The sequence below is a fragment of the Mesorhizobium captivum genome (genome assembly GCF_033977165.1).
Taxonomy (GTDB): domain Bacteria; phylum Pseudomonadota; class Alphaproteobacteria; order Rhizobiales; family Rhizobiaceae; genus Mesorhizobium; species Mesorhizobium captivum.
Genome location: NZ_JAVIJB010000008.1, coordinates 112,842 through 129,997, shown reverse-complemented (window position 1 = coordinate 129,997; position 17,156 = coordinate 112,842). Strand labels below are relative to the sequence as shown.

Annotated in this window: 18 protein-coding genes; 10 read left to right on the top strand and 8 right to left on the bottom strand. The window is 62.8% G+C overall.

From position 1 onward, the window contains the following. Window positions 1-12: 12 nt before the first annotated feature. From RFM40_RS09900 to RFM40_RS09890, 3 genes are read right to left on the bottom strand one after another with little or no spacing between them, the layout of a single operon-like run. Window positions 13-927 (bottom strand): nitrilase-related carbon-nitrogen hydrolase, encoded by a 915-nt coding sequence (locus RFM40_RS09900; RefSeq protein WP_320228910.1) that lies wholly within the window; start codon window positions 925-927, stop codon window positions 13-15. Further along, window positions 912-2,342: a dihydropyrimidinase gene (gene hydA / locus RFM40_RS09895; protein ID WP_320228909.1), complete on the bottom strand. Its 1,431-nt coding sequence runs from the start codon at window positions 2,340-2,342 to the stop codon at window positions 912-914. Before hydA ends, RFM40_RS09900 begins: the two co-directional genes overlap by 16 nt. A gap of 39 nt (window positions 2,343-2,381) precedes the next feature. Further along, window positions 2,382-2,732, bottom strand: a complete 351-nt coding sequence (locus tag RFM40_RS09890; protein ID WP_320228908.1) for a RidA family protein — start codon at window positions 2,730-2,732, stop codon at window positions 2,382-2,384. Window positions 2,733-3,028: 296 nt separating this feature from the next. On the opposite strand from RFM40_RS09890, the gene RFM40_RS09885 reads away from it, so the two are divergent. The 10 genes from RFM40_RS09885 to RFM40_RS09840 all read left to right on the top strand — a co-directional run bounded on the left by RFM40_RS09885 (window position 3,029) and on the right by RFM40_RS09840 (window position 11,599). Beyond that, entirely contained in the window at window positions 3,029-4,222 is a 1,194-nt protein-coding gene (locus RFM40_RS09885) for an MFS transporter (RefSeq protein ID WP_320228907.1), read from the top strand. A 14-nt stretch (window positions 4,223-4,236) separates the two neighbouring features. Next, window positions 4,237-4,986, top strand: coding sequence for an SDR family NAD(P)-dependent oxidoreductase (locus tag RFM40_RS09880; RefSeq protein WP_320277463.1), 750 nt, complete (start codon window positions 4,237-4,239; stop codon window positions 4,984-4,986). 36 nt (window positions 4,987-5,022) lie between these two features. Beyond that, the gene (locus RFM40_RS09875; protein ID WP_320228905.1) at window positions 5,023-6,045 is read left to right on the top strand and encodes an NAD-dependent epimerase/dehydratase family protein; all 1,023 of its coding nucleotides are present in this window, start codon (window positions 5,023-5,025) and stop codon (window positions 6,043-6,045) included. Window positions 6,046-6,056: 11 nt separating this feature from the next. Then, window positions 6,057-6,986: a polysaccharide deacetylase family protein gene (locus RFM40_RS09870; RefSeq protein WP_320228904.1), complete on the top strand. Its 930-nt coding sequence runs from the start codon at window positions 6,057-6,059 to the stop codon at window positions 6,984-6,986. A gap of 15 nt (window positions 6,987-7,001) precedes the next feature. Next, window positions 7,002-8,336: a dihydroorotase gene (locus tag RFM40_RS09865; RefSeq protein ID WP_320228903.1), complete on the top strand. Its 1,335-nt coding sequence runs from the start codon at window positions 7,002-7,004 to the stop codon at window positions 8,334-8,336. A 5-nt stretch (window positions 8,337-8,341) separates the two neighbouring features. Next, the gene (locus RFM40_RS09860) at window positions 8,342-9,115 is read left to right on the top strand and encodes an SDR family NAD(P)-dependent oxidoreductase (protein ID WP_320277462.1); all 774 of its coding nucleotides are present in this window, start codon (window positions 8,342-8,344) and stop codon (window positions 9,113-9,115) included. Between the two features lie 634 nt (window positions 9,116-9,749). Beyond that, window positions 9,750-9,962, top strand: coding sequence for a KTSC domain-containing protein (locus RFM40_RS09855; protein WP_320228901.1), 213 nt, complete (start codon window positions 9,750-9,752; stop codon window positions 9,960-9,962). Between the two features lie 228 nt (window positions 9,963-10,190). Beyond that, on the top strand, window positions 10,191-10,577 hold the full coding sequence (locus RFM40_RS09850) for a hypothetical protein (protein WP_320228900.1): 387 nt from the start codon (window positions 10,191-10,193) through the stop codon (window positions 10,575-10,577). Continuing rightward, entirely contained in the window at window positions 10,574-11,098 is a 525-nt protein-coding gene (locus tag RFM40_RS09845; protein ID WP_320228899.1) for an RES family NAD+ phosphorylase, read from the top strand. The genes RFM40_RS09850 and RFM40_RS09845 overlap by 4 nt, the downstream gene beginning before the upstream one ends. A gap of 276 nt (window positions 11,099-11,374) precedes the next feature. Beyond that, a complete protein-coding gene (locus RFM40_RS09840) occupies window positions 11,375-11,599 on the top strand; it encodes a hypothetical protein (RefSeq protein ID WP_320228898.1) in 225 nt (74 codons plus the stop codon). A gap of 50 nt (window positions 11,600-11,649) precedes the next feature. Here the strand turns inward: RFM40_RS09840 and RFM40_RS09835 are convergent, their stop codons facing one another. The 5 genes from RFM40_RS09835 to RFM40_RS09815 all read right to left on the bottom strand — a co-directional run bounded on the left by RFM40_RS09835 (window position 11,650) and on the right by RFM40_RS09815 (window position 17,008). Beyond that, complete coding sequence (locus RFM40_RS09835) at window positions 11,650-12,363, bottom strand: winged helix-turn-helix transcriptional regulator (protein ID WP_320228897.1); 714 nt, start codon at window positions 12,361-12,363, stop codon at window positions 11,650-11,652. A gap of 14 nt (window positions 12,364-12,377) precedes the next feature. After that, entirely contained in the window at window positions 12,378-13,151 is a 774-nt protein-coding gene (fabG, locus tag RFM40_RS09830; RefSeq protein WP_320228896.1) for a 3-oxoacyl-ACP reductase FabG, read from the bottom strand. Then, window positions 13,148-14,863 (bottom strand): acetolactate synthase catalytic subunit, encoded by a 1,716-nt coding sequence (locus RFM40_RS09825; RefSeq protein ID WP_320228895.1) that lies wholly within the window; start codon window positions 14,861-14,863, stop codon window positions 13,148-13,150. The genes fabG and RFM40_RS09825 overlap by 4 nt, the downstream gene beginning before the upstream one ends. Next, on the bottom strand, window positions 14,863-16,218 hold the full coding sequence (locus RFM40_RS09820; RefSeq protein WP_320228894.1) for an aspartate aminotransferase family protein: 1,356 nt from the start codon (window positions 16,216-16,218) through the stop codon (window positions 14,863-14,865). The genes RFM40_RS09825 and RFM40_RS09820 overlap by 1 nt, the downstream gene beginning before the upstream one ends. 103 nt (window positions 16,219-16,321) lie before the next feature. Next, window positions 16,322-17,008, bottom strand: coding sequence for a GntR family transcriptional regulator (locus tag RFM40_RS09815; protein WP_320228893.1), 687 nt, complete (start codon window positions 17,006-17,008; stop codon window positions 16,322-16,324). Window positions 17,009-17,156 lie beyond the last annotated feature (148 nt).

The following is a 17,156-nucleotide window of genomic DNA, read 5'->3' as shown; positions in this document are numbered from 1 at the left end:
CCGATTGCGATCTCAGACCGGTTCCGCGATGCGGCGGTACTGATCCGGTCGGCGATAGAGCGCGAAGTCGAAATTCACCTTCCGGCAGGTGGCGATGAGATCCAGATCGGCGCGATGGACGATGACCTCGTCGTCGAGCGACATCGCCTGCGCCGCGATCTCGCCGGTCGGCGCGATGATGCACGAACCGCCGATCAGCGCCTGGCCGTCTTCCAGGCCTGCCTTGGCGGCGGCGCCAATCCAGAACGTGTTCTGGTAGGCGCCGGCCTGCATCGGCAGATGGTTGTGGAACATTCTGAGATGCGCCAGCGCCGGCGCCTCGTCGAGCAAAAGCGGCGTGTTGTAGCCGAGCAGTACCACCTCGGCGCCATTGAGGCAGAGCATGCGATAGGTTTCCGGCCAGCGGCGGTCGTTGCAGATGGCGAGGCCGACGCGGACGCCGCGATAGTTGAAGACCGGAAAGCCGAGATTGCCCGGCTCGAAATAGCGGCGTTCGAGATGGGTGGTCGTGCCCGCTTCCGGTTCGCTCGAACCTGGCACATGCATCTTGCGGTAGCGGCCGATGAAGGCGCCGTCCGGCCCCACAAGATCCATCGTGTTGAAGTGACGCGTGCGGCCGTCTTCATGCGTCAGTTCGCAGTATCCCAGCGCGAAGCCAATTTTCAGGCGCGCTGCCGCATCATAGAGGCGCTGCGTCTCAGGTCCCGGCATCGAGGCTTCGAAGAACGCATCGATCTCGGCCTGGTCGTCGATGCGCCAGCGCGGGAAGAAAGTGGTGAGCGCCATTTCCGGGAACACCGTTATCTCGGCGCCGGCCGCCGCGGCCTTTTCCAGCAGATGCACCAGGCGCTCGACCGTCTCGGCGCGCGTAGCGCTACGCTGGATCGGTCCGATCTGGCAAACGGCAATGGTCAGGCATCGAGCCATGGTGTCCAATCCTCGACTGGTTTTGCGGAAAGCACGGGATCGGCGGCGGTCCGCGCCACAAAGCGCCCGAAGCCCGGCTGCGCCCGAAGCTCGCCATCTGCAATCACCGGCACGCCGCGCACCAGTACAGCGGTCGGCTTGCCGGTGACGCTCCTGCCCTCATAGGGCGTGAAATCGACGCGCGAATGCAGCGCCTTGTGCCCGAGCGTCCAGCGCACCGTCGGATCCCACAGCGCAAGATCCGCGTCGAGCCCGACCGCGATGCTGCCCTTGCGATCGGCAAACCCGTAGATCGAGGCGGCATTGCGCGCGGTGAGGTCGAGGTAGCGCTCGAGCGTCAGGCGGCCGGTCAAGAGGCCTTCCGAAAACAAGAGCGGCAGGCGCGTCTCGATGCCGGGAATGCCGCTCAGCGTCGTGGTGAAGCCGGGCGTTTCGGACCGGCCGATCTTGTCGGCGAAATAGTATGGCGAATGGTCGGAAGACCAGAGGTCGATGCTACCGCCGATCAACTCGCGCCACAGATGTTCATGGCTGCGCGGCGAGCGCGGCGGCGGAGAAAAGACGAAACGCGCCGCGTCGATTGCCGGACGGTCGAGGTCGGCGGCACCGACGAACAGATATTGCGGACAGGTCTCGGCGACAGCATCGACACCGCGCGTTCGCGCCCGTGCCACCTCCTCGGCAGATTGCCAGGAGGAGACGTGAACGATGGTCATGCGCGCGCCGGTCATCTCGGCGAAGGCCAGCGCGCGATGGGTCGCCTCGCGCTCCATCGTCTCGCCGTGGGCGACCAGATGATAGCGGATGTCGGTGCGGCCGAGGTCGATCAGCCGCTGGCGCGTGCGGCGGATCGCGGCGTCGTTCTCGGCATGGACCATGACGATCCAGCCCAATCGCCTTGCCGCGTCGAGGACCTTGAAGAAGAGATCGTCGTCGACGGCAAAACCCTGATAGGTCATGAACAGCTTGACCGAGGCGATGCCGCGCCCGGCAAGCTGGTTGAGCTGGGCCTCGACATCCGCGCCGGTGCCCATGGTGACCACGGCATGCAGCCCGTAGTCGATCACGGCCCGTCCCGCAGCGCGCTCCAGCGCGCGGTCGATGGCGCCGACGGTCGTCATATCCTGTCCGGGCATGCCGAACGGCACGATGCATGTGGTGCCGCCAAAGGCGGCGGAGATGGTCCCGGACTCGAAATCGTCGGCATTGCCCGCCCCGCCCCAGACCGGCTGGTCGAGGTGGCAATGCGCGTCGATGCCGCCAGGCATAACCCAACGTCCGCTGGCATCGATCAATTTCTCGCCGGAGAGGGCCTTGCCGATGGCGGCGATCCGGCCATCGTCGATGCCGATGTCGCATTCGACCCAGCCGTCGTCGAGCGCCACGCGCCCGCCTCTGATCACCAGCTCATGCATTAGCCAGCTCGTCCAATCGGATTGCCCTCGCCGGCCGGCTCAGCCGACAGCCGCCGTCATCATGATCTCGACACGATACTGGTCGCCGGCAAGCCGCGCTTCCACCGTGGCGCGCACCGGCATGGCGCTCCTGTCGATCCAGGCGTCCCAGGCCGCGTTCATCATTTCGAAATCGGCGATGTCGCGGAGCCAGATCTGCGCGCTGAGCAGCTTCGACTTGTCGCTGCCGGCCTTGGCGAGAAGCGCGTCGATCTTGGCCAGGATCTGCTTGGTCTGGCTGGTGGTGTCGCCGGAAAGATCATCGGCGGTCAGGCCGGCCACATAGACGGTGCCGTTGTAGCGGAGTACCCGGCAGAAGCGCTGCCCGTTTTCGAGGCGTTCGATCGTCATGCTGTTCCCTTCCGCTGGTTCTCAAGATTTTGGCTTTTGCCTATGGTAAGGAGGGTGCAAAACGGCTGTAAAGCCCGGCGCGCGTGGAGATGCCGCTTTCCTTCACTGCGATGGCCAAAAAAAATCAAGCCATAGCCGCGTCAATCTTCGTTTGTGGCAACCACGGCAGCGTGTAGCTTCTGCTTGGGCTGCCGTCGGTCAACGGTGCCGCCAGGGGAGCCACCGCAGCCGCATCCATGAGGTCGATCGCTCAATCCGCTGCGCGGCTCTGGCAAAACGCAGAGCGGTCTCGCGCCATGTTGCCGATCATGGTCGGCATCTGCCTTGCCTGCATCGGCAGCGCCATGCTGACCACCGCCGTGTCATTACATCTCGGCAAGCCTAGCATTTCTCCCCAGGTCGTGCAGATCGTGCTGACCGCCTATCCCGTGGGCTTCCTCATCGGATGCCTGGTCACGCGCCCGGCGGTCGCCCAGTACGGCCACGAGCGCACTTTCGTCGCCATCCTCGTTCTTGCGCTGCTGGCGGCTTCCGGTTTTGTCTTCACCGATTTCCTGCCAAGCTGGATCTGCTTCCGCCTGCTTGGCGGCCTGGCGATGGCCTCGCTGTTCGTCGTCTGCGAGAGCTGGATCAATCTCTACGCCGAACACCACAGTCGCGGCGGCATGTTCTCGCTCTACATGCTGACGACGGCGATCGCGGTGCTGCTTGGGCAACTCCTCGTCGCGCTGGTCGGCCCGCAATCGCCGCATCTGTTTTCGGTCGCGGCCGTGATGGTGCTCTTGGCATTGATTTCCAAATTCACCGGCGGACGCTGGCCGGCATTGCCCACGACGCCCGCCAATCCGGACCAGGCGGGCACGATCGGACCGGTCAAACGCCTCGGCCCGCTGGCGCTCTTCCGGCTGGCGCCGGTGACCGTCGTCGCCATCTTCCAGGGCGGCATCACCAACATGAACGTCTTCGTGCTGACCCCGATCTACGGCACCCAGATCGGCCTGCCGGCGGCGACGACGGTCGGACTCGTCACCACCATAAGCATCGCCGGCATGCTGGCGCAGACGCCGGTCGGCTGGTTGTCGGACCGGTTTGAACGGCGGATCATACTGCTTGTCCAAGGCTTGCTGTCGGTCACGCTCTGCGCCGCGATCGCCTGGGTCGGCAATTCTTCGGAGCCGGTGCTCTTCGTGCTGTTCTTCCTCTATGGCGCGACGGCGCTGACCGTCTATCCGGTGGCGATGGCGTTCGGCGCCTCGCAATTGCACAGCCGGCACATGGTCGGCGCCTCCGGCACGCTGCTCCTGCTCTATTCGATCGGCAATGTCGCGACGCCCGGCATTTCCGCCGGGCTGATGGAGCATATGGGAGCGCCGGCCATGTTCCTGCTGCTCGGCGGCGGTGCCGTGCTGGTGACGCTCGCTGCCTGCTATAACCTGCTGCGCCGGCCGGTCGCCGTCGCAACCATGCAAGCCATCGAGGAGCAAGTCTGATGGTGGATGCAGCCATGAACCGACTTGAGGGAAGCGTCGTCCTGATCGCGGGCGCGGCGAGCGGGATCGGCGCCGCGATCGCCCGCCGCTGCATTGGTGAAGGCGCAAGGGTCGTCTGCGCCGATTACCGTCTCGATCCGGCGAGCGCGCTTGCCGAAGCGCTCGGCCCTTCCGCGGCCGCTTGCCAATGCGATGTGACGCAGATCGAGTCCGCCAGGTCCGCCGTCGAATTCGCACGGCAAAAATTCGGCCGCCTCGACGGCCTAGTGCACAACGCCGCCGCGCCCTCGACCAGCGCCACCGTCGTCGACCTCGACGAAGGCGCGTGGCGGCACGAGATCGATGTCGGCCTGACCGGCGCCTTTCTGATGAGCAAGTTCACCGTGCCGGCGATCGCTGCCAGCGGCGGCGGTTCGGTGGTCTTCATCGGCTCGCAATTCGGACGCGTCGCCACCACTAGGGCCGTCGCCTATTGCGCCGCCAAGGCCGGGTTGATCCACCTCGCCAAGGCGATGGCCGTCGATCATGCCGCCGACAAGGTGCGCGTCAACAGCCTGTCGCCCGGCGCCGTGGCGACGACGCGCCTGCTGCGCAGATTCGCGGATTTCGAGGCGGCCAATGCGGGCCTCGGTCCGGCCCATCTGCTCGGCCGCATCGCCGATCCCGACGAGATTGCCTCGGCGGCAGCCTTCCTGCTGTCGTCGGACGCGTCCTTCGTCACCGGTTCAGACATGCTCGTGGACGGCGGCTATGCGACGCGCTGACCCGAAAATGGTTCGCCCGCTCTCAAAGGAGTTCCCATGACGCTGCTCGTCACCGGCGGCACCGGTTTTGTCATGAGCGTGGTCGCGCGCGCATGGCTGGAGCGCGACCCGCAGGCCCGCGCCGTGATCCTCGACCGGTCCGGTCTGGACGCGGCAGCCGAAAAGCACTTCGCACCGGTGAGTGATCGGCTCACACTGATCGCCGCCGATATCCTCGACCAGAAAGCCTGGTCGGCGAAGCTTGACAAGCAAGGCATCACGGCAATCGTGCATGGCGCTACGATCACGCCGATCTCGCGCGGCAGCGCCTCGGAGGCAAAACGTCAGCCGGAGGCCGAAGACCCGGCCCGCATCGTCGACGTCAATCTCATGGGCACCGTGCGGATGCTGGACTGGGCGCGCGCAAGGCCGGGTCTCAAGCGCTTCGTCTATGTCAGTTCCGGTTCCGTCTACCGCCACAATGGGCCTGACTGGGGCGGCGAGCCGCTGCCGGAAGACGGGTATGTCGCACCGCTGACGCTCTACGGCATCTCGAAATTCGCCTCCGAGATGGTCGCCAACCGCTATGCCGACCTGTTCGGCCTGTCGGCGATCTCGGTGCGGCTTGCTTCCGTCTACGGCCCGATGGACCGCGCGACCGAGAGCCGCAACTTTCGCCATGTTCCCAACCGCGTCGCGCATATGGCTCTGGCCGGCGAGACGATCAGGCCGAACAGCCTGGAACCCGTCGGCGACTACATCGCCTCGACCGATGTTGCCGCCGCGATCCTCGCGCTGATCGATGCTCAGCACCTCAATTACCGCCACTACAATATCGGCTCCGGCTCCAGCCAGACCATCGGCGAGATCATCGGCTGGGCAAGGGAGCGCGTGCCCGGGCTGAAAGCCGAGGTGACGCCGGGAGATGACGCCAACATCGTCCAGGATGCGAGACTTAAGGGCGGCATGTGGGGCGCCTATGACATTGCCCGCATCCTGCGCGACACCGCATGGCGGCCGCGTCCCGGCAAGGAAGCGTTCCACGCCTACATGGACTGGATCGCCGCCAACGAAACCTGAGGAAGGCACCGATGCCAACCGATCTCCCGTTTGCGCAGCCACGCGATTTCGTCGGCTACGGTCCGCATCCACCCTTCGTCGTCTGGCCAGGCGGCGTCAAGCTCGCCATCAACCTCGTGCTGAACTACGAGGAAGGCTCGGAATATTCCTGGGTGGAAGACGGCCGCAACGACAATTGGGGCGAATACAATCTTACCAGCAGCCCACCGGTGCGCGACCTCGGCACCGAGACGCATTTCGAATATGGCAGCCGGGCCGGCGTCTGGCGCCTGGCGCGATTGTTCGATCGCCACGATATCCCGGTCACCATTTCAGCCTGCGCTGTGGCGCTGGAGCGCAATCCGGCCTTCGTCGAGTGGATGAAGGCCCGGCGGCATGACCTGCTCGGCCACGGCCTGCGCTGGATCGACTACACGACGATGGAAAGAGGCGAGGAAGAACGCCATCTGCGTGAGGCCGTTGCTCTCTACGAGAAGCTGCTGGGAGGGCGCCCCCTGGGCTGGAACTGCCGCTCGCTGCCGAGCGTCAACACACGCGACCTTCTGGTCGAGGAAGGCGGCTTCCTGTACCACTCCGATCCCTGCAACGACGACCTGCCTTATTTCCTCGACCACCGGGGCACCGAGATCCTGATCGTTCCCTATTCCAAAACGCTCAACGACAGCCGTTATCTCGTGGCTCCCGGCTACAGCAATCCGCGCGACTTCGCCGAGGATTGCCGCTCGGCGATCGACTATATGCTCGGCGAGGCGGACGAGACCGGCGGCCGCATGCTGACGATCGGCATCCATGCCCGCTGGATGGGCCAGCCCAATCGGGCTTCGGGCCTGCGCGAGGTGATCGAACATGTCCGGAAGAGCACCGGCGCCGCCTTCATGCACCGCGAGGACATTGCACGCTTCTGGCTCGACAACCGTGCCCGCTTCGAGCAGCGCGGCTGAGAGGAGAGCCGCGACGTGTTCGAGACGCTGATCCACGGCGCGACAGTGGTGAACGCCGAGGGGCCGAGCCGCTGGGATGTCGGTATCGCGAACGGCAAGGTCTCAGCGGTCATCGCTGCCGGCAAAGCGGCGGAGGCCAGAACGGTCATCGACGCGGCGGGCTGCCTGCTTTTGCCCGGCCTGGTCGACGCGCACGCGCATCTGCGCGAGCCTGGCCTGACGCACAAGGAGGATTTTGCCTCCGGCACGCATGCGGCGGCTCTTGGCGGCGTGACGACGGTGCTCGACATGCCGACCGACGAACCGTGGACGGCCACGCCTGAGCAGTTCGCCGACAAGATGAAGATGGCGCAAGGCCGCATCCATGTCGACGTCGGCCTGCAGGCCGTGGTCAGCCGCGACCTGTCGCGGATCGCCGGCCTGCTCGATCTCTCGCCGGTGTCTTTCGAGCTGTTCACCGCGGATGTGCCGGACGCCTTCCTGTTCGCATCGCTTGATGCCGTCGCCGAGGTCCTGAAGGCTTTTGGGGAAGCCGGCACGCTGATCGGGATTTCGCCGGGCGATCAATCGATCCTGTCGGGCAGCACCGAGCGCGACCGCTCGGGCAGCATCGCCGCTTTCCTCGACAGCCGGTCGCCAGTGGCGGAAGCCGGCGGCATCGCGCGGGCACTCGTGGCTGCCGCTTCGACCGGGACAAAAATCCATATCCGGCAGATCAATTCCGAACTCGGCGTCGAAACATGGCGCCGGCTGCGCGGCATCGCCGACGCAAGCGTCGAGACGACGCCGCAGAGCCTGTTCTTCACTGCCGATGATTACCAGACGCAGGGCGCCAATCTGAAGGCCTCGCCGCCCTTGCGATCCTCGCGGGATGTCGAGGCGCTGCGCGCCGCGTTGAGCGGCGGACTGATCGACATCGTCGCCACCGATCATGCGCCGCATTCGCCGGTCGAGAAGACAGCGCCGCATGCGGCTTTCGCCGACATCCCGGGCGGCATGCCAGGATTGCAGACGCTGCTTGCGACCATGCTGAAGCTGGTCGACGACGGGCTAATCGCGCTGCCGGACCTGGTGCGCATGTGCGCCCGCAATCCGGCCGAGCGCTTCGGCCTCGGCCGGCGCAAGGGCAGGATCGCAGCCGGCTACGACGCCGACCTGTTGATCCTCGACTCGCGCCAGTCGAGTTCCATCTCCAATGCCGAGCAAGTCTCCCGAGCGGCTTACACGCCGTTCGACGGCTGGACCGTTGGCGCCCGGCTGACCAATGTCTTCCTGCGCGGCCGCGAGATCGTGCGCGCGGGAAAGCTCATCGGTCCGACATTTGGAAACATCGTTACCCGGGAAAGCTGAGAGCCATGGCCCTGCTTGCAAACAAGATTGCCGTTGTCACCGGAGGGAGTTCCGGCATCGGCCGCGCGATCGCGCTGAATTTCGCGGCCGAGGGCGCAAGCGTCGTCATCGCCGATAGGGTCGAGCTGCCGATCGAAGGCGGCCAGGGCACCGTCGGCATGATCCGCTTGGCCGGCGGCACTGCGATCTTCGTCGAAACCGATATCTCGGACTGGGACGCCGTCGATGCGCTGATCGGCGCGACGGTTGCGCGGTTCGGGCGGCTCGACGTCATGGTCAACAATGCCGCGATCTACACCAGCACCAATCTGGTCGAGACCACGCCGGAACAATGGAACCGTGTCATCGGTGTCAACCTGACGGGTTTCTTCTACTGCTCCAAGCGCGCGGTCATGCAGATGCTCGCCCAGGCGCCGGTCAACGAGGTGCGCGGCCGCATCATCAACGTCTCCTCGCAGCATGGGATGGTCGCTTGCCCGGGGGATTTTCCCTATTCGGTAAGCAAGGGCGGCATCGTGCAGATGACGCGGCAGATCGCAGTCGACCATGCCGACGATCTCATCGTCTGCAACGCGATCGCCCCTGGCAAGATCATTACCGGCAAGCCCGGCGTCGCCAACGATCCCGACGCGCTCGATTATTCGCGCCGCCGCACGCCCTGGCCGCGTCTCGGCACCCCAACCGACGTTGCGGGAGCAGCACTGTTTCTTGCCAGCGACATGGCGAGCTATGTCAACGGCATAAACCTGATGGTGGACGGCGGCTGGATGGCTGGCTGACGGAAGTTCGCCAGCCCCGACACGGCGGTCCATATCTGGCCAGAATAATCGCCCGGACCAGACGTCCGGGCGAGGTTGTCAGGGCTTCCCAGCTCCGCCTTATTAGGCGTTTGACGATTTGAATGTTTGGCCGCCAGCCGCTTGCTGCGGCGAGATCTCGATCTCGGTGACATCGACGTGATCTGGATAGGTCGCGAAGTACGTTGAATCATCACCACTCGATCATTTTAAGGCACACTAACTTATTGATCTAACGACGACAATTCTTTCTGTGAGGGACGAAGAGCCATCTCCCTGATCGGTCAAAGTTTTGTGCTCGTGATTTCAACGCCAATTTCTTCTCGCTGCGCCTATCCAACTCGTCGGATTGTAGCAAGGTTCAGGGTGCCCTACCCGACAGTCTAAGCGGCATCGTGGACAGCTTGCCTGTGCTTCGTACGGGCGAGGCTGTGATCACCGGCGAGGCTGCCAAGTTGCCTGTGCGATGCAGGATAACGCTCCCCGAGGAAGGCAAGCGGCCGCGAGCGAGGATCCTTGTGTTGCCCACAACTGGAGTAAGGGACGCGGCAACGAGAATTATGTGAACGTCACGGCTGCCCGGCGATCTCAGAACCCACGATGGACGGAGGAATGAATGGAACGACAGCCAGTAAGCTCGTCGAGTTTGGCTTCGGTGGGCTATGACCCTGCTTCGGAGACACTTCAGGTGGAGTTCGTCGCTACCGGCAAGGTTTTCGAATATTATAATGTCCCCCAGTTCATGTACGATCGGCTGTTAGAAGCCTCCTCTATCGGACAATTCTTCAATGCCGAGATCAGAAACGCCTATCCCTGCAATCCGATCTGATCGGCCAGTTCTGATCGGTGCCGTTGGAGTGAAGTGAATTGCCGATGTCCGCGATGGGGCCGTTCGTAATGTAGCTCGAACAACTGACTCGATGCATTGCCGCCGCCAGCTAACGACCGCGAGGGATGAGGAAGGACGGCAGTGCACAGGAAGGCGCCGGGGCCTCTGTTCACTTGCTATGCGTCGAAATGTGCATATATTGTGCGTATGAGAGGTCGGAGATTTGTCATGACCCACGCACAGCTCGCACATTCCAAGGTGGTCTCAGGCTTTGTGGATAGCCTGCAGGAGCCGCGCACGCCCTATATCTCGCCGAAGCGCCTGTCGCAGGCGCTTGGCGTGAAGGTGGCCAACCTGGCGCAGTTGACCGGTGTCCACCGCAACACACTGCGCAATCCGTCATCGGAGCGCCTGCAGGGTAGGATGCGCGAGATGGTGAAGGTGATCTCGGCCGCGACGGAACTCACCGGCGACGTCAACAGGGCGATCTACTGGTATCGCAATGAACCGATTGCCGACTACGGCCACCGCACGGCGGCCGAGCTCGTCGCCGACGGCCAGGTCGAGGCGGTTCTGGCCTTCATTCGGGATCTCGAGAACGGGGCGCGCGGGTGAAGGTCGCCCAAATCGGTCTAGATGAGATCTTCCATCGCTATCTGACACCCAAATGGGTTTTCCTGCCCACCAGTGGCGCAGGCGCGGCAATCGACGGCGGTCGTTTCAACCGGCCAGGTGTCGAAGCGCTTTATCTGTCCCGTTCGACCCAGACAGCTCTCGATGAATACAGGCAGGGCGCCAGCATCACCCCGCCGGCCACGCTTGCCGCCTACAAGATCACGCTCGCCGAAGTGGCGGACCTTTCGCAGGGATTCGACCCGGACATCTGGGACGGCGCCTGGCAGGAATGGGATTGTGCCTGGCGCCAGATCGCTCGCATCGACAAGAAAATCCCGCCATCCTGGAAGCTCGCGGACTTGATCATCATGGCAGGGCTGCGCGGCATCCTGTTCCCCTCGCTGCGTCATGCCGGCGGCACGAACCTGGTGATTTTTCCGGCTAATCTTGTCGACGGTGATCATGTCGCGGTTCACGATCCCGATCACCGGCTGCCACACGACCAGTCGTCCTGGTCCTGAGACATCGACTGTCTCTGTGGCCGCAACGCGACAACGCTCCACTCATGCACAAGTCCTCAACGATATTGCCCTCGCCCTCCCCGTTAGCCAACCCGGAGGTGGCGCAGACAATAGCAATCTCAGTCAATCACTTGCGGCAATTGATTCTGCGCATTAGGCTACAAGTCCAAGCACATGCCTGGGACGGTGCAGTATATTTCACCTGCACGGCTCATAGTGAGCACCAACGTCCGGCCCTAGAATTCATCTCCCTGCGTCGGACGCGGGAGGTTGTGCTTGTCTCGAATTTTATATCGTCATCTTGCCTGTTGTTCGGCTGACCAATCGCTTGGCGCCACAACCAGTGAAATTGTCGAAGGTTCGATAATTCAACACGCTGCCGAACTTTACGGCAGTGATGCCCCCACCGCTGTAGCATTCTGCGCGCTTGAGGCGTGGTTTGAAGACAAAAAGGACGAATACAGCTTCTGGCTTCGGGTCTTTCGTCGCCTGCGCAATTAGGCTCGTGCTCGCCGGCGACCGAGATTGGAGCCCGGCTCGATGCGAGCGATCTAGGCGTCAAGCCGGAGGGGATCGCCGAACGAGACATCGGCCGCCAGCGCATATCCATGTGAGCGTACAGTTCGGATCAGATCCGGCCCAAATTTCTTGAGGGCCCTGCGTATATGCCCCATGTGGATGTCTACAGTCCTTGGTTCGACTTCGGCTTCCCGCGGCCAGCAAGCAGCAATCAAAGCTTCGCGGGACTGAACGCTCTCTGGATTCTTGAGAAGGTGCCGCAGAAGCCGAAACTGCAGGGCCGTCAGCGGTACGTCATGGCCGTTCCGGCGCACTTTCACAGTTGTCGAATTCATCTCCAGATCGGCAAACCGCAACGGAGTTTCGGCTGAGCCGGTGCCGTGCTTCGTCACCACCGCTTCTACCCGCAAGCGGCGAAGGAATTCGATGAGGCGAGATGGGTTGAACGGTCGTGTCAGGACGAGATCCGAGTCGGCCAGCCCATTGGCGAGTCCCCCTGTGACGGTGGGCTGATTTGAAAGCAGAATGAAGCTGACCTGTGGGTGTTTGGCTCTGAGGGGGTACAGATCCAAGAGAGCTGCGGAGCTGTCGATGATGATCGCTCGGACACGATCATTGGAAACCAACCTCAGGATGTCATCCGCCCCGCTAACGGGTGAAGAGACGAAACCTTCGGTCGCCAGGACGTGCTGGAGCAGCAGGAACAGTTGCGCATCGCGAGAATAAACCAGTATGCGAAATTCCATCCTGCCCTCCGACCTCACAACGGAGCAAACTCTCCGCCGTTGACGTCCAGGGTCGCGCCGTTGATGAAACCGGCGCTCTCGGAAACCAGGAAGCGAATTGCCGCCGCGACATCGTAGGGCTTGCCTAGACGCCCGACCGGAATGCGGGCAAGTGCTGCCCTGTTGGTTTCGCTGTCGGGGGGCCCGGCCATGTCAGTGGCGATGCGGCCGGGTGCCACGAGGTTGACGGTGATATCGTGGCCGGCACTGTTGGCTACGAGCACCCTGGTCAAGCCGGAGAGCGCCGACTTCGAGGTCACGTAAGCGGCGCCTGCGATCCTGGGAATGGTGCGACCGGCAACAGAGCCGACGAGGACGATGCGGCCGAATCCTTGTTCGATCATGTGCGGCAGGACCGCCTGGCAGCACAGCATCGCACCGGTGACATTGACGGCTTGCACCAACTGCCATTCCTCGGGCGAGACCTCGACAAAAGGCGTCGCACCGCAAGGTCCCTTTGGCGAGATGCCCGCGCTGTAGACGAGGATGTCCGGCATTGCCCAAAGGCTCGCCACCTCGTCGAAGAACCTCACTATCTGAGAGCGCTCCGTCACTTCCAGGGTGCGGGCCAGAATGTTTCCCGCACCTGCGCGCACCGACAGCTTCTCTTTTGCCGATACAACATGCTCAGAGCTTTGCCCGAAGAAAGCGACTTTGATGTTCTGCTCCAGCAGGCTTGAAACTGTCGCCAGGCCAATGCCCGAGCTACCGCCAGCCACGACGGCAACACGTTGAGGAAGGTCCGTCATGCCGCCTCGTCCATCTTTGCAAACAGGGACAAAGGCGGATGCGCGTCCGGGTCCGTCATCACCTCGATGAGAAGCGGTCCACCTCCCTCGATCCCGCGCTTCAAGGCCGGGGCGAGCTCTGCCGGATCAGCGACGCGCACGGAAGGGCAGCCACAGGCTTCCGCAATGCCGGCATGATCTACCGCTGAGAAATGACACGCGGAGGTGTAGCTGCCGAACTTCACGGTCTCGGCGTCGCGCTGAAAGCCCAGTATTCCATTATTGAGAAGGATGATCGTAACCGGCAGATTCATCCGCACCATCGTCTCGAGCTCGGCCCAGCTGTGGGCAAACCCGCCATCGCCGACAACGGCCACGACTGGGCGATCGGGATGAGCGGCCTTGGCGCCCAGCGCCAGCGGCAAACCCCAGCCTAGTCCGGCCAATCCCCGCGGTGTAATGAACCGCGCGCCGACGCGTGGTGCGCGCAACTGCCCGAGGATCCACATCGAGGAATAGCTGGCATCCGCGACGATCGTGATGTCCCTTTCAAGGAATCGCTGTAGCCCCGCCATGACACGTTCGGGCCGTATCGGCGACTGGGGCGATTTCCGTCGAGGTTCACATGCAAGGTCGAACTGTTCCCAGAAGGTAGCGATCTTTGCCTCGACCACCGGGCGCGAGAGTATTCGCTGTGTCAGGTCGCTCTTCGACAGCGCCTGCCGCAAAGCGGCCAGGGTCTCGGCTGCGTCGCCGACCAGACGGGTTGCCTCATAGTTGCGGCCCACTTCGGTCGGGTCGATATCGATATGGACGATGCTGGCTGCCTTCGGAATCTGGCGCCAACTGTCGGTGCCGTTCTGGTTGGTCCGTGTGCCGACAAGCAGGACAAGATCGGCCTCCTCCATGAGTTGGCGGCTGTAGAAACCGAGCGAGCACGGTCCAACCAGTGCGCCGAGGACTCCGGCCGACAGCGGATGGCGCTCGCTGACAGCGCCTTTTCCCATATTGGTCGTGAAGACAGGAATGCTTGCCTCTTCTTGAAGGCGCGCCAGTTCGTCGACCGCTCCGCTGCAATGGATGCCGCCGCCGGCAACGATTACCGGCGAGCGCGCGCTGGCTATCTGTTCGGCGACCCGCCGCAGATCAATGTCCGATGGTCTCGAGTGATCGAGCGGCCAGCGTCCCAGGCAGCTTGCGCGAGTCCGGCCTTGCTCGACCGCCGGCGATCGAAGCAAATCGGCTGGCAGAAGCAGTGCGACCGGCCCGGAGCGGCCGGACGTGGCGGCGGTAAATGCCGCATCGATATAGTCGTCGACCCGTTCCGAAACGGTCAGGCGCCTGACCCATTTGGTGCAGGACTGAAACAGGGCAATCTGGTCGAAGTCCTGGAAAGCATTGCGATCGGTCTGGTCGCGTTCGACATCCTGGACAAGCGCGACGACAGGAATGCTTGCCTTCAGGCACTCGGCCAATGGCGCCACCAGCAGGGCAGCCGCAGGGCCGTTTTGGGCCGCAACCACACCGACCTTGCCGGAGAGCCGCGCATAGCCATCGGACATGGCGCCACCCATGTTCTCCTGCCGATAGGCAATCTGACGAATGCCCCGCGCTTCGGCCGCCAGGATGAGCGCCGAGGGCAAGCTCTGGGCAAAGATCATCTCCACACCGTGCCGCTTCAGCGCGTCCGCGATCCGATCAGCAACGGTGCTCTTGGTGACAGTCGCGTGCATTATTGCTTGCCTCCATCGCTTGGCTCACCTTGAGCAAGGAAATCATCGAAAACGGCGACAACCCGGTCTATCTCCGCGGCCGTCATGGGTGTCGAAAGGCAGGCAGCTGCGCCGAACGGCAGCAGGATTCCGTACGTGAGGAAATGTCTGCTCAAAGCGCGCATGGTTGCAGCTTCCTGCGCCGACATCTGCGCTGCCCTGTAGGTCGCAGGCACATCCATCTTTGGATGGATGCGGAACAACGACGTGGCTCCGGAGACCGAAAACGGCGCCCCCCTTTTTGAAATTGCCTGTGCCAAACCGTTTCGCACTCGATCGCCCAGTTCCTCCAAACGGTCGAAGGCATCGGGAGTCAAAGCTTCCATCGCGATCCGGCCAGCGATCATCGAGACAGGATTCGCGGAAAATGTGCCGCCCTGTAAGACGAGCGGCGCCTTGTCGTCGGTGCCGAAGACTGCCATGACGTCGGCTCGGCCGCCGATCGCGCCGATGGGAAAGCCGCCGCCGATGATCTTGCCAGCGGCGACCAGGTTGGGTTCCAGTCCGTAACGCGCCGAGGCGCCGGCATAGCCCTGGCGCAAGTTGAGAACCTCGTCAGCAACGATCAGAATGCCGTGTTTGCGCGCTGTTGAAGAAAGTGCGGCAATGAAGTCAGCGGATGGATGCAGGAGCCCGGCCCGGCTTGGCATCGGATCCACGAGGATGGCGGCGACGTCAGACGCAACCGGAGCAATGGCCTCTTCGAGGCCCGAGGCGTCGTTGAAATCAAGGACGATCACGCTGTCGGCGACAGCCTTGGGCGCACCCCTATAGCCGAGCTTCGGCAGGCGCCTGCCCGATACTCCGGCCTCGCCGATACCGTTTTGGCCAGCCTCGGCCCAATCGTAGCCTCCGTGGTAGGCGCCTTCGAAGCGCACGATCGATGAGCGTCCGGTGAAGGCGCGCGCGGCCTTCAGGGCATACATGACCGCTTCGGTGCCACTGTTTACAAAGCGGACATACTCGACGGCAGGAATGCGCGACACCAGCAATTCGGCGAGCGCGATCTCATGCTCCATGGGATTGGCAAAACACGTACCCTGCCGCAGCACGTCACCGATGGCATCGACCACAGGGCCGAAGCCATGTCCGTGGATCAAGGTCGTGAAATTGTTGTTGAGGTCGAGGAGCCGATTGCCGTCAACGTCGACGACATAGGCGCCTTCGCCTCGCTCAAGGTAAATGGGCAGAGGATCTTTCTCGATGGTCGCTCGTGTAACGCCCGCAGGGAACACCCGCTGGCCACGGCGATAGAGATTAGACGACCGGGCGCGATCAGGCGCCGGCCTTCCCATATTGGCGTTCTGCGAGAGCATGGTTGGGACTTTCCGTGGGAATTCAGGTCCGCCTTCGTGCGAACTTCACAAGTTTGTTGCAACAAAATTGCGACACGTCAAGTCCATGCAACAAAAATCAAAATCAAGCGTCGGCGGCCCGCCTGGCGGCGAGCCGCAGCAGCCGATAACCGTCCCGAATGTCGTTCTCAAAGGCCGCCCGCAACGCTGCGCCATCCCGCTCAGCAAGCGCTTCCATCGCCATTTGATGGTTTCGCACGCCGTATCTTTCTTGCGCGAACTCAGGATAGAGATTGTAGAGCGATGGCCCCACGCGCAGCCACAGGCTTTCGATCATCGTGATCAGATGCGGAAGACCGGCCATCTCATAGACATGGAAGTGAAATTCCTTGTTGTGCCATAGCGCCTCCCCATAATTGCCGGCATCGAGAGCCGCGCTGATCCTGCCTTGAATTTGACCAAGCAGTTCAACGTGTTGCTCTGATCCGAAAGGCGCAGCCTTCTCGGAAGCAAGCCCCTCTAAGGCAATCCTTATTGTCGTCAGCTCTTTCAGGTCCTGTTCACCCAGGACAGGGACGATGACGGTCTTTGGCCCCGCGTAAACCAGCGCGCCTTCGCTGGTCAGCCGATTGATGGCATCGCGCGCCGGCGTCGAGCTCACTCCCAAATCCTCGGCGACGGCGCGAACCGTCATTTTGTATCCGGGCCGGTATTTGCCGCGGATCAGGCGCTCTTTCATTTCCCGATAAGCGGCGTCTCCCAGGCTGGCGCCCTGCCCACCGCTACCCGCCGCGATCTTCAGATCCAGCACGATTCCACCCAATCTTGTTGACAGTCCCCATTTTTGATGCAACAAAAATATTATATGAAGTTTTTGCAAAGAGATTGTCGCATCAATTTCTTATTTAGCAGCGCTCCTCGCTTCTGTCACGAGCAGCGGGAGCACAGTTCCAGGTGGC

Excerpts from the sequence above, each read along its gene's own strand:
- RFM40_RS09900 (WP_320228910.1), bottom strand. The coding sequence starts at position 927 with ATGGCTCGATGCCTGACCATTGCCGTTTGCCAGATCGGACCGATCCAG.
- hydA (WP_320228909.1), bottom strand. The coding sequence starts at position 2,342 with ATGCATGAGCTGGTGATCAGAGGCGGGCGCGTGGCGCTCGACGACGGC.
- RFM40_RS09890 (WP_320228908.1), bottom strand. The coding sequence starts at position 2,732 with ATGACGATCGAACGCCTCGAAAACGGGCAGCGCTTCTGCCGGGTACTC.
- RFM40_RS09885 (WP_320228907.1), top strand. The coding sequence starts at position 3,029 with ATGTTGCCGATCATGGTCGGCATCTGCCTTGCCTGCATCGGCAGCGCC.
- RFM40_RS09880 (WP_320277463.1), top strand. The coding sequence starts at position 4,237 with ATGAACCGACTTGAGGGAAGCGTCGTCCTGATCGCGGGCGCGGCGAGC.
- RFM40_RS09875 (WP_320228905.1), top strand. The coding sequence starts at position 5,023 with ATGACGCTGCTCGTCACCGGCGGCACCGGTTTTGTCATGAGCGTGGTC.
- RFM40_RS09870 (WP_320228904.1), top strand. The coding sequence starts at position 6,057 with ATGCCAACCGATCTCCCGTTTGCGCAGCCACGCGATTTCGTCGGCTAC.
- RFM40_RS09860 (WP_320277462.1), top strand. The coding sequence starts at position 8,342 with ATGGCCCTGCTTGCAAACAAGATTGCCGTTGTCACCGGAGGGAGTTCC.
- RFM40_RS09855 (WP_320228901.1), top strand. The coding sequence starts at position 9,750 with ATGGAACGACAGCCAGTAAGCTCGTCGAGTTTGGCTTCGGTGGGCTAT.
- RFM40_RS09850 (WP_320228900.1), top strand. The coding sequence starts at position 10,191 with ATGACCCACGCACAGCTCGCACATTCCAAGGTGGTCTCAGGCTTTGTG.
- RFM40_RS09835 (WP_320228897.1), bottom strand. The coding sequence starts at position 12,363 with ATGGAATTTCGCATACTGGTTTATTCTCGCGATGCGCAACTGTTCCTG.
- fabG (WP_320228896.1), bottom strand. The coding sequence starts at position 13,151 with ATGACGGACCTTCCTCAACGTGTTGCCGTCGTGGCTGGCGGTAGCTCG.
- RFM40_RS09825 (WP_320228895.1), bottom strand. The coding sequence starts at position 14,863 with ATGCACGCGACTGTCACCAAGAGCACCGTTGCTGATCGGATCGCGGAC.
- RFM40_RS09820 (WP_320228894.1), bottom strand. The coding sequence starts at position 16,218 with ATGCTCTCGCAGAACGCCAATATGGGAAGGCCGGCGCCTGATCGCGCC.